The 13,534-nt window shown below is 67.1% G+C and carries 9 protein-coding genes; 8 read left to right on the forward strand and 1 reads right to left on the reverse strand.

The window, feature by feature from the left end; all coding sequences use genetic code 11:
• Window position 1: 1 nt before the first annotated feature.
• Window positions 2-1,213, reverse strand: coding sequence for an MFS transporter (locus ABE85_RS25650; protein WP_067283597.1), 1,212 nt, complete (start codon window positions 1,211-1,213; stop codon window positions 2-4).
• Window positions 1,214-1,290: 77 nt separating this feature from the next.
• Here ABE85_RS25650 and ABE85_RS25655 point away from each other — a divergent pair, with 77 nt between their 5' ends.
• The 8 genes from ABE85_RS25655 (at window position 1,291) to epsE (ending at window position 13,509) form a co-directional block, all read left to right on the forward strand.
• Window positions 1,291-2,364, forward strand: coding sequence for an AraC family transcriptional regulator (locus ABE85_RS25655; protein WP_067283600.1), 1,074 nt, complete (start codon window positions 1,291-1,293; stop codon window positions 2,362-2,364).
• 320 nt (window positions 2,365-2,684) lie between these two features.
• Entirely contained in the window at window positions 2,685-3,386 is a 702-nt protein-coding gene (locus ABE85_RS25660) for a PEP-CTERM sorting domain-containing protein (RefSeq protein ID WP_067283602.1), read from the forward strand.
• Between the two features lie 14 nt (window positions 3,387-3,400).
• Window positions 3,401-5,332 carry a S8 family serine peptidase gene (locus tag ABE85_RS25665; protein WP_067283605.1) on the forward strand — a complete coding sequence of 644 codons (1,932 nt, stop codon included), beginning with the start codon at window positions 3,401-3,403 and terminating at the stop codon, window positions 5,330-5,332.
• 340 nt (window positions 5,333-5,672) lie between these two features.
• Window positions 5,673-8,171, forward strand: a complete 2,499-nt coding sequence (locus ABE85_RS25670; RefSeq protein WP_157523186.1) for an RHS repeat domain-containing protein — start codon at window positions 5,673-5,675, stop codon at window positions 8,169-8,171.
• 3 nt (window positions 8,172-8,174) lie between these two features.
• Window positions 8,175-10,457 (forward strand): RHS repeat domain-containing protein, encoded by a 2,283-nt coding sequence (locus tag ABE85_RS28820; protein ID WP_067283610.1) that lies wholly within the window; start codon window positions 8,175-8,177, stop codon window positions 10,455-10,457.
• A gap of 22 nt (window positions 10,458-10,479) precedes the next feature.
• Window positions 10,480-11,046 (forward strand): hypothetical protein, encoded by a 567-nt coding sequence (locus tag ABE85_RS27810; protein WP_157523189.1) that lies wholly within the window; start codon window positions 10,480-10,482, stop codon window positions 11,044-11,046.
• Between the two features lie 538 nt (window positions 11,047-11,584).
• Window positions 11,585-12,613, forward strand: coding sequence for an EpsD family peptidyl-prolyl cis-trans isomerase (locus tag ABE85_RS25685; protein WP_082939142.1), 1,029 nt, complete (start codon window positions 11,585-11,587; stop codon window positions 12,611-12,613).
• Window positions 12,610-13,509: a polysaccharide export protein EpsE gene (gene epsE / locus ABE85_RS25690; RefSeq protein ID WP_310732612.1), complete on the forward strand. Its 900-nt coding sequence runs from the start codon at window positions 12,610-12,612 to the stop codon at window positions 13,507-13,509. Before ABE85_RS25685 ends, epsE begins: the two co-directional genes overlap by 4 nt.
• Window positions 13,510-13,534 lie beyond the last annotated feature (25 nt).

Consider the following 13,534-nt stretch of genomic DNA (forward strand, 5'->3'; position numbering starts at 1 on the left):
CTCAGGTCTTCGCGACGCGCGGTCCGTGGCGCAGCGTCAGCAGCGTGCCCAGCGTGATGGCCGCCGCCGCGAAGGTCGGGCCGCCGAGCGCGCCGATGTGGTCCACCAGCATCCCGCCGCCGATGGCGCCGCTGGCGATGGCGATCTGGAAGGCGGCGACGAGCAGCCCGCCCGCGCCTTCGGCCTGGTCCGGCGCCGCGCGCACGATCCAGGTCTGGAAGCCGACCGGGAAGGCGCCGAAGGCGAAGCCCCACAGCACGACCGCCACCGCGGTGACCCAGGTGGAGCTGCCCGCCATCAGCAGCGCCGCCGCGAGGACCACGATCAGCGAGCCGCCGGCGACGATGGCGCGCCGCTCGCTGCGCTCGGCGAGGAAGCCGCCGACCAGGTTGCCGAAGAAGCCGCCGATGCCGTAGCCCAGCAGGATCGCCGAGATCATCGAGACCGGCAGGTGGGTGATGTTCTCCATCAGCGGCCGGATGTAGGTGAAGCCGGCGAAGTGACCGGAGATGACGAGCAGCACCGCCAGCAGCGCGACGCGCACGCCGGGGCGGGTGAGCAGCTCACCCAGCACGCGCAGGTCGGGGTTGTCCTTCGGGGGCAGCTTGGGCAGGGTCAGGAGTTGCGAGGCCAGCGTGATCAGGCTGAGCACGCCCGCGGCGACGAAGGCACTGCGCCAGCCCCACATGTCGCCCATCCAGGCGCCGATCGGCGCCGCGCAGACGGTCGCGACGGAGACGCCAGCCAGGATGACCGACATGGCCCGCGCGAACAGGTGCATGGGCACCAGCCGCATCGCCAGCGCCGCCGCCATCGACCAGAAGCCGCCCAGCGCGACGCCCAGGATCACGCGCGCCGCGAGCAGCACGCCCAGGCTGGAGGCGGTGACGGCCATGACGTTGGACAGCAGCAGCAGGAGCGTCAGCGCGATCAGCACGAGGCGCCGGTCGAAGCGCTTGGTCAGCAAGGGGATGGACGGCGCGGCGACGGCGCCGACCAGCGCGGTCGCCGTGACGGTCTGGCCGGCGGCCCCGGCGCTGATGTTCAGGTCGGCGGCCATCGCGGTGAGCAGGCTCGCGGGCAGGAACTCCGCCGTCACCAGACCGAAGACCCCCACCGTGAGCGAGGCGATCGCCGCCCAATGGGCGGGTTCCTCCGCGGCGGCGGGCGGGGCGAGGGGGACGTCGAGGCAGTCGGTGCAGGTGGAAGACACGGCGGGATAGGGAGACAGTGGGTATGGCTATCAGCTTATGGGTAGCATCCAGGCGTTTCCATGCCGGAAGAGCCGAAATGCATGACGATTCCTCCAGAGCTCCCGTCGAGCCGCTGCCGCCGACTCCGTTGAAGCCCGCCGACCTGCTGACGCAGATCCTGCTGGGGCTGCGGCTGGAGGGCGTCGAGTACGGCCGCTGCCTGCTGCGCGCGCCGTGGGCGGTGGCCTTCCCGGCGCGCAAGGAGGCGCGTTTCCACTTCGTCGCGCGCGGCGCCGCGTGGTTGAAGACGCCGGGCAGCGACTGGGTCCAGCTCAATGCCGGCGACGCGGTCCTGTTGCCGCGTGGCAGTGCGCATGTGCTGGCGAGCGCGCCGGACCTGCCGGCGGTGGAGATCGACTCGATCGCGCGGCGCGCGGTGGCGGAGGACATCTACCTCGTCGGCGCCGAGGCCGTGGCCCTGGCCGGCGCGGGCGCCGGTACAGCGACTGCTGCTGATATTGCTGCTGCTGGAGCGGGTGTCGCGGCCGGGTCCGCGGAGGACCCGCCCGACGTCATGTTCTGCGGCGCGATGCGCTTCAACCTGGACCCGCTGCATCCGCTGCTGGCGATGATGCCGGACGCGATGCGCGCCAACGACCTGGCGCGCCGCGACCCGACCGTGCCGACGCTGCTGGAGGCGATGGAGCGGGAGGTGGCGCTGGACCGCATCGGCGCCTGCGGCATCCTGGCGCGTCTGGCCGACGTGCTGGCCGCCACCATCATCCGCGCCTGGGTGGAATGCGCCTGCAACGACGCCAGCGGCTGGATCGCCGCCGTGCAGTGCCCCGGCATCGGCAAGGTGATCGCCGCGATCCACAACGAGCCGGAACGCGACTGGAGCGTGCCCGAGCTGGCCGGCCTGATGGGCGCCTCGCGCTCGCGCTTCGCCGAGGCCTTCACCCGGACGGTCGGGGAGAGCCCGGCGAAATACGTCGCCAAGGTCAAGATGTTCCAGGCCCGCCGCTGGATCGCGCACGAGGGCATGCGCGTCGCCGTCGCGGCGGACCGGCTGGGCTACGACTCCGAGGCCTCGTTCAGCCGCGCGTTCAAGCGCATCGTGGGCCAGCCGCCCGGGGCGCTGCGGCGCTCGGCCGCGCAGCCCGCTGGCTGACGCGCTGTTGGGTGCGCCGCCGGGCGCGCTGCGGGGTGCGCTGCCGAGTGCGCTGTCTGACGCACCTGACCCCATGAGGTCGTACGACCCGGGCTAACCCGGAGTCGGCGGGCTTTACACCCCCGGGTCGCGGGGATCCCCCATGGATGGTGGTGTACGGGGCACGGCGTCCGCAAGTGCCGATGCCATCGGGGTTTCCTGCGACGTACCTCGAAATATCGTGACACTTGGCACAGCTTGTGCATCGTTTCCTCTGTTCAGCACCGCACCGAGCGTGGTTGTGCCGCGCGGGGTGTCCACACCTTTCAGGGGAACGTCCGATGTTCACGCGAATCAAGCGCTTCAAGAGCCTCAAGAACACCTGGCTGCCGATCGCAGCCCTGGCCCTGGGCGCGGCGACGTCCGCGCAGGCGGCCGCCGTCTTCATCGAGGGCGGCACCGATGCCGGCGAGACCCTCGTCACGGCGAAGACCTTCCTGGGCAGCGGCCCCATCGACACGATCCGCGGCACGACCGACGGCGATGCCGATCTGTTCGCGATCTACCTGACGGCGGGCACGGCGTTCTCCGCCACGACCACCGCGTCGGGCATCGACTACAACTTCTTCGACACGGTGCTGTACCTGTTCGATGCCGCGGGCAAGGGCCTGATCGGCAACGACGACGACGGCGACGTGGGCGGCTCGCAATCCACGCTGAGCAACTACATCCCGACCGTGAGCGGCCTGTACTACCTGGCCATCACCGGCGCGGGCTACACGCCGGTGAGCGGCGGTTCGGCGATCTTCCCGTCGCTGCTGGGCCAGGGCGGCAACGTCGCCGCCAACCCCGGCGCCGGTGCGCTGACGGGCTGGAACAGCCTGACCAACGAGTTCGGCGACTACGAGATCCAGCTGGTGGGCGCGAGCGCCTCCGCAGCCTCCGACGTGCCCGAACCCGGCAGCCTGCTGCTGGCCGGCGCCGCCCTCGGTGTGGCCGGCCTGATCCGCCGCCGCAAGCCCGTCACCACCGCTCAAGCCTGAGGAGCCGCTCCATCATGACGACTTCCAATCGCACCCGATTCGGCACCACCTTCCGTACCGCCCCGCGCCTGCGCGTCCTGACCGCGCTGCTGGCCCTGACCGCCTGCGGCGGCGCCTTTGCGCAGCACGCCAAGCTCGACGGCGCGCTGTCCGACATCGTCGACCAGCAGTCGCGCCGCCAGCTGCGCTCGCTGTCCGTCGAGGCCGATGAATTCAAGCCCTACGTCAAGTCGCTGTCCGACTCGGAGGGCCGCGTGCTGGTCGACCTCTACCTCGAGGCCGGTACCTCGATCGACGCCTTCAAGGCCCAGCTCGAGGCGTCCGGCGCGAAGGTGACCGGCGTCAACCGCCTGTTCAACAACGGCGCGATCTCGGCCTACGTGCCGACGTCCGCGCTGGCCGCGCTGTCCGTCACCGACGGCCTGCACCTCGCCAAGCTGACGCGCCGCCCGCACAAGAACGTGGGCCTGACCACCTCGCAAGGCACGCCGGTGCTGCGCAGCAACGTCGCCAACGCCGCCGGCTGGACCGGCGCGGGCATCACGGTCGGCGTGCTCTCGGACTCCTACGACGGATCGCCGCTGAGCTTCACCACGGTGCGCGCCGCCAACGACATCGCTTCCGGCGATCTGCGTCCGCCGAAGTGGGTCCTCGACATCGATGCCGATCCGAGCAACACGGACGAAGGCCGCGCGATGATGCAGATCGTGCAGGACGTGGCCCCGGGCGCGGACCAGTGCTTCGCCACGGCGTTCGCCGGCGAGGCCGCCTTCGCCGACAACATCCGCCGGCTGCGCACGGAACCCGCTTGCCGCGCCGACGTGATCGTCGACGACGTCTTCTACTACGACGAGCCGTTCTTCTCCGACGGCCAGGTCGCGCAGGCGGTCAACGACGTCGTCAACAGCACGACGCTGGCGGGCCGGCCGGTCTCGTACTTCTCGTCGGCGGGCAACCAGGGCTCGGCGGGCGGCGGCGGCGCGATCGACGTGCCGGTCGCGACCTTCTCGACCTCGCCGTCCAACCTGGGCAACGTCAACCTGGCGTCGCTGAGCACCTGCACCAGCTCGCCCGGGTCGGGCAGCACGAAGGCCAACGTGGGCGGCGGCTTCCTGGACTTCGGCGGCGGCACCTACGCGCTGCCGGTGACCTACAGCGGCGCGGGCTCCACGCTGCTGCTGCAGTGGGACGACCTGTTCTATCAAGGCAAGGTCACGACCGACCTGAACTTCTACCTGATCAACGCGGCCGGCAACTGCGTGTTCACCTTCGCGACCAACAACATCGCGGCGGACTTCGGTGAGGAGATCGTCGGCCTGTCGGGCGGCGCCAGCGGCACGTACCGGATCATGGTCGGCCGCACCAGCGCGGGCACCAAGCTGGCCTCGCGCGTGCGCCTGGTCAACCTCGACGGCTGGGGCGGCGCGCCCTTCCAGGTGCGCAACGGCCCGACGACCTTCGGCCACAGCGCGGCGTCCGGCGCCAACAGCGTCGCGGCCTACCGCTACACCTACCCGGCGACGCAGCAGACTCCGTTCATCCCCGCGTTCGAGAGCTTCAGCAGCCCCGGCCCGGTGACGATCGCGTTCGACGCCGCGGGCAACCGCCTGGCCGTGCCCGAGACCCGCAAGAAGCCCGACATCGCCGCGCCGGACGGCGGCAACACGACCTTCTTCTATCCGAACTCGGACTACGAAGGCGACGGCTTCAACAACTTCTTCGGCACGAGCGCGGCCGCGCCGCACGCGGCGGGTGTCGCGGCGCTGATGCTGCAGAAGGCCGGCGGCCCCGGCTCGCTGACGCCCAAGCAGATCAAGAGCATCCTGCAGACGACGCCGGCGGCGCGGGTGATCCCGTTCTCCGGCGGCGCGGCGGTCAAGGGCTGGAGCCTGTATGACGGCTTCGGTCTGATCGACGCGGTGAATGCGTTGAACAAGCTGCCCTGAGCGTCCGCTGTCGACGTCCCGGTTCGTCCGGGACGTCTGAGGGCCTTCCAGGCCGCCGTCCGCAAGGTCGGCGGCCTTGTCGTTTGTGCGGGGCAGGGCGCCCCGCAAGTCCTGACCCCGTGACGGCGCGCTGACACCGTTACCCCCTCTTACGAGCGCCTTGGCCCCATGCCTGGGATCGCGGCAGAATCCGCGCGTTCACTCACGGGGAGGACGTCGTCAACGCGCCAAGACGCGTGACGATGGCGAGGTCGGAGCGATGGACTCATCGCGCCGGTCGCCGCTGCATGTTGTTTCCTCCCACCGGGTGTCATTGCCGGCCACGGGCCGGGAGGAAACCATGAATCCATTGCGTCCCCGGGCCATCGTCCGGCGTTTTCGTGCCTGGCTGCTGCTGGCCCTGCTTGCGTTCGGAGCGCCTGCGGCGTGGGCCGCGGACTTCGACGGCAAAGACGTCTGGTGCGTGCGCAACATCTTCTTCATCGAAGCGTACGGCGGGCTCAATTGCGGCGGCGGTCCCGGCGAAGTGCAGTCCACCATCGTCAGCAAATCGAACGTGGAGCTGGCGAAGCCCGTTCAGTACACCGGTGGCATGACCCGCACGGGGAAGATGTCGGCGGGTGCTTGTACCTACCTCGACACGGACAGCGGCGGGCATTTGCGCTACCAGTGCGACCTGACGACCGTCTACACGGACGTCAATGAGAACGTCCCCATCGAGAACGGCACCTTCACGCACAACGGGTGGGCGGAGATCCTCCTCTCCTGCGGAGAAAGCATAGGCACTGGCACCACGGCCGACGGGTGCAAAGCGATCCGCGAATCCGAGAAGCCGGCTTGCAAGCAATGCACATTCGGCAACCCGGTGAGTCCGCTGGACGGGATGAAGCATCAGACGGAGACCTTGTTCCGCTGGGGACGGGGGCATGAGTTCACGCTGACTTACGACAGCACGCGTGCCAGCGGGGGCAGCGAGTTCCATCGGCGCGCGCAGCCTGGTTTCTCCCCGACCTGGTTCGGCAACTTCCACAAGGTCGCCTACTACACGGTCACGCCGGAGCAGAACTACGTGACGCAGTTCAGTCGAGGCAACGGACGGTTCTCCCAGTTCGCCACGCCGACGCCTCGCCGGGTCAGTCCGCTGGAGGTGGATTCGCCGCCCAGGATGACGAACGACGGCAGCTACCTCTATTTCGACATCGAAAACGAAGCGATCGAGGTCTTCTCGCCCTACCAGAGCATGTATCACCGCGTGACCTCGACCCGCTACATCGACGGGCGTCGGCTGGACTACACGTACACGATCACGGACAAGGAACTGAAGCCGCCGCTGCCGGCGGTGGCGTCCGTGAGCGACGAGTCGGGTCGGGGCGTGGGTTTCGAATACTGCAAGGACAAGCAGCTGGTCTGCAAGGTCAATGGCAGCGGTGGCGTGTTCGAGTTGGACATGTCGGAGGGCGGCCTGGACCGGATCACCTACCCGGACCTCACGACACGCCGCTACGCCTATGGCGTGCCGGGCAAGCCATGGCTGATCACCGCGCTGTTCGACGAGGACAACTCACAGTACGGCACCTACACCTACGACGACGCGGGCCGAGCCATCGGGACGAAGACGGGAAGCACCGGTCCGAGCTGGACCTTCGAATGGATCAAGGCGCCGGTCTGGAACTACCAGTCGTACTACTCGCCGTACTACCAGGAGATCTACCGCTCCTATTCCTATCCGGAGAACTCGATCGTCAAGATCCACGGCCCCAACGGGTACGAGGAGACGATGGAGAGCGTGCAGATCGACGGCGCGACGCTGACGGCCGCGCGGCATCTGCCTGCGGGTGCGGGCTCGCCGACATCGGCCGTGTCCTTGACGCATGACGGTGAGGGCAATGTCGTGCGCCGCGTGGATGCGAACGGCGGCGTGACCTGCGCGAGCTTCCTGCCGGGGCGGCATGCCCAGGCGAGCCGCGTCGAGGGCCTGGGCGGCGACGCCAACTGCGCCGGCGTGCTGACCGACGGCGCCGCGCTGCCGGCGGCCGCGCGCAAGGTGTCCACGCAATGGCATCCGGACTGGCGCCGGGCGGTGCTCGTCGCCGAGCCGCGCCGGATCACGACCTCGGTCTACAACGGCCAGCCCGACCCGTTCAACGGCGGCGCCGTCGCCAGCTGCGCGCCGGCCGATGCGCTGCTGCCCGACGGCAAGCCGATCGTCGTGCTGTGCAAGCGCGTGGAGCGCGCGACGACCGATGAGACCGGTGCGCAGGGCTTTGCCGCCGGACTGCAAGGCGGCGTGCCCGCCCGCGGCAACAGCTGGACCTACAACGCCACCGGCCAGGTGCTGACGGCGACGGACGCCAGCGGACGCACCACGGTGATCAACGAGTACTACGACGACCGGACCACGGGCCACGCTCCGGGTGACCTCAAGAGCTCGAAGAACGCGCGTGGACACACGACGAATTATTCGAAGTACGACGGCGCCGGCAACCTGCTGGAGATGACCGACGCGAACAACGTCCTCACCACGTTCACCTACGACCTGCGCCAGCGTCTCACCTCGGTGACCACTGCGGGCGTGACGACGAGCTACGCGTACTGGCCTACGGGTTTGCTCAAGCGCGTGGACCAGCCGGACAGCAGCTTCGTGAGCTACGAGTACGACGACGCGCACCGGCTGAAGGCGGTGACCGACAGCCTGGGCAACCGCGTGGACTACACGGTGGACGCCGCGGGCAACCGCACGCAGGAACAAGCGAAGGACCCGCAGGGCGCGTTGAAGCGGACCATGAGCCGCACATTCGACGTGCTGAATCGCGCGCAGCAGACGACGGGGAGGGAGTAAGCCATGAATCGCATCAACACAGGCGCGAAGCGCCGGAGTGCTCTCGTGTCCGCCATGGCCGCGTTCATCGGGTTGGTCGGCGTTGTCGGGCCGGGCGTCCATGCGGCGACGCTGCCACCGCCGCCGGTCTCGCCGGCACCGGTCACCGACTACGAGTACGACGCCAACGGCAATCCAACCAAGGCCATCAAGGCCAAGGGCGTCTCGGGCTTCGGCTTCGCGACCACCAACGCGTACGACCCGCTGGACCGCCTCAAGACCAACACGGATGCCCGCAATGGCGTGACGCAGCTGGGCTACGACGGCATCGATCAGCTCAAGCAAGTCACGGATCCACGGAACCTCGTGACGGCGTACCAGCGCAACGGCCTGGGTGATCTCACGCAGCTGACCAGCCCGGACACGGGGCCGGCCAACATCACGTATGACGCGACCGGCAAGGTACTCACGCGGACCGACAGCCGGGGCGTACTGGCGACCTTGGGGTACGACGACCTGGACCGGCTCACCTCGGCGGTGTACACGAAGAGCGGACAGGCGCCCGTCAGCTACGCCTGGACCTATGACGAAACCGGCACGGGCTTCAGCAACGGCATCGGCCGGCTGACGACGGCCACGTTCCCCGGTGGATCGACCAGGTACGCCTACGACTCTTTGGGACGACTGACAACGGTGACGCAGACTGTCGGCACGTGGGTATCTGCCACGCGCTACGGGTATGACGCCGTGGGCCACGTTACGAGCCTCACCTACCCGTCGGGCCGGGTGCTGACGATCCAGTACAACGGCGGCCTGCCAGTGAGCATGAGTCTGGCGCCGAACGCGTCGAGCCCGGCTCAGCCCTTGATCAGCGACATCCAATGGGAGCCATTCGGACCGGTGCGCAGCTGGCAGATGCAGATGACCAACGGGACAAAGTTGCAGGAGCGGGTGCGCGACCAGTTCGGCCGTCTGGTGCGGTATCCGTTGGGTGCGGTGGTGCGCGACATCACCTACGACGCAGCGGACCGCATCGTCAGCTACACGCACCTGGATGCGGTGACCGGCCAAGCCACGGCGGCGGCGCAGGCGATGAACCAGAGCTTCGGCTACGACGAACTGGGCCGCCTGACGAGCATCGTCACGCCGTCAAACACCTGGGCGATCGGATACGACGCCAATGGCAACCGAACGAGCATGGCGATCAACGGCGCATCCCGCGGCTACACAACCGCGGCCACCAGCAACCGTCTCACGAGCGTCTCCAACCCCGCGCGGGGCTTCGGCTACGACGCGGCCGGCAACACACTGAGCGACACCGGGCTGGGATACACGGCGACGTATGGGCTGAACAACCGGCTGGAGACGCTCACGAAGGGCACACTGACCACGAGCTACCAGTACGACGCCAGTGGTCAGCGGCTGCGCAAGGAGCACAGCCTGGGGCTGCGGAACTTCGCCTATGACCAGGAAGGTCACCTGCTCGGCGAATACAACGCAACGGGCCCGGTGCAGGAGTTCGTGTGGCTGGGTGAAACACCGGTGGCGGTGCTCTTGGGATCGGTGGCGTCGACATTGCCGTTGCTCGTGTACCCCGACCACCTGAACGCGCCGCGTGTCCTCATCGACAAGAACGACGCCCTGCGCTGGCGCTGGATCAGCGAGCCGTTCGGCACAGGGCAGCCGGAGCAGGCGCCTTCAGGACTGTCGGTGGTCACGTTCAATCTGCGCTTCCCTGGACAGTTCTTCGACAGCGAGTCGGGTTTGAACTACAACTACTTCCGGGACTATGACGGGACGACCGGGAGATATGTTCAAAGTGATCCGATTGGACTGGGCGGCGGAATCAACACTTACGCTTACGTCGGCGGGAATTCTGTTCAATATATCGACCCGAGCGGACTCGAGGTGTTGGTGTGCTCGAGAAAGGCAAGGGGGATGCCTGGCAATCACGCATATCTTTGGGACACGACCACCTCAACCGCGGCGGGCCGGCGAGCAGTTTTCGGAATGTCCATCATTCCAGGAAGAGGGGATGACGAAGCGGGACCTTCAGGAGACGCTTGCCGTGTCGTGGAGGGGAGCGAAGGTAAAGAGGCAAAGGTCATGGCGGATATGAAAACCTGGGGTAATTGGGGGCTCTGGACTCCGTATGTAGACGACTGCCAGAATGCTATCGATAGAGTCCTCTCCGCAAATGATCTGCATAGCCCTGGCGTGCCTGGGGGACGATTTGACGAAATCCTTCCAACACCCAGGCCGACAATTCTTCCTCCGAGTCCAGCGGCCAACGCACCACGTCGATGAACATTCAACATTTTCAGATTCCTTGATTCGAATCTTTGCCCTCATCCTTTGGTTGTCGATATGCCAGTTGGCGTACGGAAGCACGTCTCCGAGTTCGTGCGGACTTTCATCCGTTGAAAAAATCCTGCCAAGCGATTGGAAAATCTATTCGTTAGAGCGTGAGGTAATTCCCAAGGGACACTATTGGGGGCGCACGGAAGAATACACGGGGCCCAAAGGCGTCGCCGTTCTTGCAATCGGGCCCAACGCGGTGGATTTCGAGTGGCAAAGTAAGTCGGGCGTTTGGACTCGCGAAGCGCTTGCCAGGGAATCGTTGACGTTGTACTTCATGCCTGCTGCCTATTCGGAGGACCGCATTCGTTCCCCCAAGGGGCCTCAATCCGCCACCTTGGCCTTCGAAAACCATGGATGTCAGGTGTATGGCTACGTCTCGTTCCAGACCATCGACAGCAAGAGGTTTGACACTCTGCTGAAGGTGGCGAACGCCACACGTTGGGTTGGTGGCCCGACCACCGATCAAGAGCTTTCCTGGCCCACTTGGAAATTGCAGCTCCGTCAAGCCATGGGGGCGGGGCTCCAAAACAAGTGATTGCTTAGCCCGAGCGGGAACTCCCGCTCGCAACCTGCCGGAGTCTTGAGGTGGCGGCGACACAAGTCGGGATGACTTGCTCGCCCTCCTCTTGTCCTTCTTTCGCTGCTTGGACGCACGAACATGGGCGGCCAGCACCATGTGCAGCAGTCTCGCGTCGTCTCTCCGTGAGCGTCGCGTTGGCGGAGCATCTCGCGGGCTGCCTTCGCGCCCACTTCCGCGTGCCCGGCGCCTCCATTCCGCCTCGTCTGCTGACGGCTTTTTCAAGCCGTTGCAATGACGTTCCGGCGCACGTTTTCCTCGCTGTCTTTACAGGCCAGATCCCCCTTGTTCACGGGGTCTGCGACCGCCTGAAAGGCAGGCCCGGGACCCATTCTTGCTATGGACCCCTGCGAACCCGGGATAGGGGCTTTGAAGCCCTCCGGAACGGGTAAGTTCAGTCATGGTGCAGGGCTACACTCGCCGCTCGCGTACGCGTAGAGCACCCCTCGAGGGGCCGCCGGACAGATACAACATCAAGGTCGACACCATGCATGCGATGAGGAATCGGGATCACGGACAACAAGCGCGACAGGCCAAACCGGCCTTCGCCTCTTTTGCTGCCATCTCCGCCGCCGTACTGGCTACGGCGGTGCTCGCCGCCTGCGGCGGCGGCAGCGGCGCCAAGGCCTCGCAGACCGCGGCCAAGGTGAACAAGGAAGAGATCACCGTCCACCAGATCAACTTCGTGCTGCAACGCCAGCCCAACGTGAAGCCCGAGCAGGTCGACGCCGCATCGCGTCAGATCCTCGAGCGCCTCATCGACCAGGAACTGGCCGTGCAGAAGGCCCAGGACCTCAAGGTCGATCGCGATCCGCGGGTGGTGCAACAGATCGAAACCGCGAAGCGGGAGATCATCGCCAGGGCCTATGCTGACCGCATCGGCGAGACGGCCACCAAGCCCTCCGACCAGGAAATCAAGCAGTACTACAACGACAAACCGGCACTTTTTGCCGAGCGTCGCATCTACAACTTGCAGGAAATCAACATCGAGGCCAAGCCGGATCAGTTCGAAGCGATCCGCGCCAAGCTCCAGGGGGCCAAGACCCTCCCCGAATTCCTCGAATCGCTCAAGAGCGACAACTTCAAGTTCGTCGGCTCGCAGATCGTGCGCTCGGCCGAGCAGATCCCGCTCAACAACCTCGACGCGATCTCTCGTCTGAAGGACGGCCAGTTCATCATGAACGGCCAGCCCAACGGCCTCACCGTGCTCTTCCTCGCCGGCTCGCAACGCCAGCCCGCCACCGAAGCCCAGGCGCGCCCCTCCATCGAGATGTTCCTGCTGAACCAGCGCAAGGCCGAACTGGTCGCCAAGGACATCAAGGCCATGCGCGACAACGCCAAGATCGAATACGTCGGCAAGTTCGCCGACATGGCTGCCTCCGCGCCTGCCGGCACCCCGGCAGCGACGCCCGCGTCCACCCCCACTCCCGCGGCACCGGCCCTCGAGCCCGCCGCCTCCGACAGCCCCACCGGCGCCAGCGGCCCGGTGGACAACAACCTTGCCAAGGGCCTAGGCATCAAATGATGAATACGCGTCGCTTCCCGATCCTCTCCTTCGCTTCGGCGGCCGCCACCGCCGTCACGGCCGTGCTCGCACTGTCGCTCTCCAGCGGCGCCGTCGCGCAGGCGCCGGCCCGTCCGGCCGCCGCTTCGACCGTGCCCGCCGCGCCGACCGGCCTGGCCTCCGGCGCCACCGCCGAGTACCGCCTGGGATCGGGCGACGCCATCCGCATCAGCGTGTTCCAGAACCCGGACATGCTGCTCGAGACCCGCGTCTCCGAAGCCGGCACCATCACCTTCCCGCTGCTGGGCTCCATCCGCATCGGCGGCCTGTCCATCAGCGACGCTGAACAGCGCATCGCCGACGGCCTGAAGAAGGGCAACTTCGTCAAGCAGCCGCAGGTCACCATCGTGGTCCTGAAGGTCACCGGCAACCAGGCCAGCGTGCTGGGCCAGGTGAACCAGCCCGGTCGCTATCCGCTGGAAGTCGCCGACACGCGCCTGACCGACCTGCTGGCCAACGCCCGCGGCGTGGCCTCCACCGGCGGCGACACGGTCGTGCTGAGCGGCGTGCGCGGCGGCAAGCCCTTCCGCCTGGAAGTCGACCTGCCCACGCTGTTCGGCGCCAACGGCCGCGAGCAGGACGTGGTCGTGCTCAACGGCGACGTGCTGTGGGTCGACCGCTTCCCGATGGTCTACATCTACGGCGAAGTCCAGAAGCCCGGCCAGATCCGCCTGGAACGCGGCATGACGCTGCTGCAGGGCCTGGCCGCCGGCGGCGGTCTGACGCTGCGCGGCACCGACCGCGGCATCCGCGTGCACCGCAAGGACACGACGGGCAAGGTGCAGGAGATCAAGCCCGCCATGGACGAGGCGCTGAAGGACGGCGACGTGATCTTCGTCCGAGAGAGCCTGTTCTGAGTTGTGTGATGCCGGACCGCCAAGG

Origin of the sequence: Mitsuaria sp. 7 (genome assembly GCF_001653795.1) — a bacterium.
Classification (GTDB): domain Bacteria; phylum Pseudomonadota; class Gammaproteobacteria; order Burkholderiales; family Burkholderiaceae_C; genus Roseateles.

What these genes read in the sequence shown, in the direction of transcription:
- ABE85_RS25660 (WP_067283602.1), top strand. Translation starts at nt 2,685, where the DNA reads ATGTTCACGCGAATCAAGCGCTTCAAGAGCCTCAAGAACACCTGGCTG.
- ABE85_RS25655 (WP_067283600.1), top strand. Translation starts at nt 1,291, where the DNA reads ATGCATGACGATTCCTCCAGAGCTCCCGTCGAGCCGCTGCCGCCGACT.
- ABE85_RS28820 (WP_067283610.1), top strand. Translation starts at nt 8,175, where the DNA reads ATGAATCGCATCAACACAGGCGCGAAGCGCCGGAGTGCTCTCGTGTCC.
- epsE (WP_310732612.1), top strand. Translation starts at nt 12,610, where the DNA reads ATGATGAATACGCGTCGCTTCCCGATCCTCTCCTTCGCTTCGGCGGCC.
- ABE85_RS25665 (WP_067283605.1), top strand. Translation starts at nt 3,401, where the DNA reads ATGACGACTTCCAATCGCACCCGATTCGGCACCACCTTCCGTACCGCC.
- ABE85_RS25685 (WP_082939142.1), top strand. Translation starts at nt 11,585, where the DNA reads ATGAGGAATCGGGATCACGGACAACAAGCGCGACAGGCCAAACCGGCC.
- ABE85_RS25670 (WP_157523186.1), top strand. Translation starts at nt 5,673, where the DNA reads ATGAATCCATTGCGTCCCCGGGCCATCGTCCGGCGTTTTCGTGCCTGG.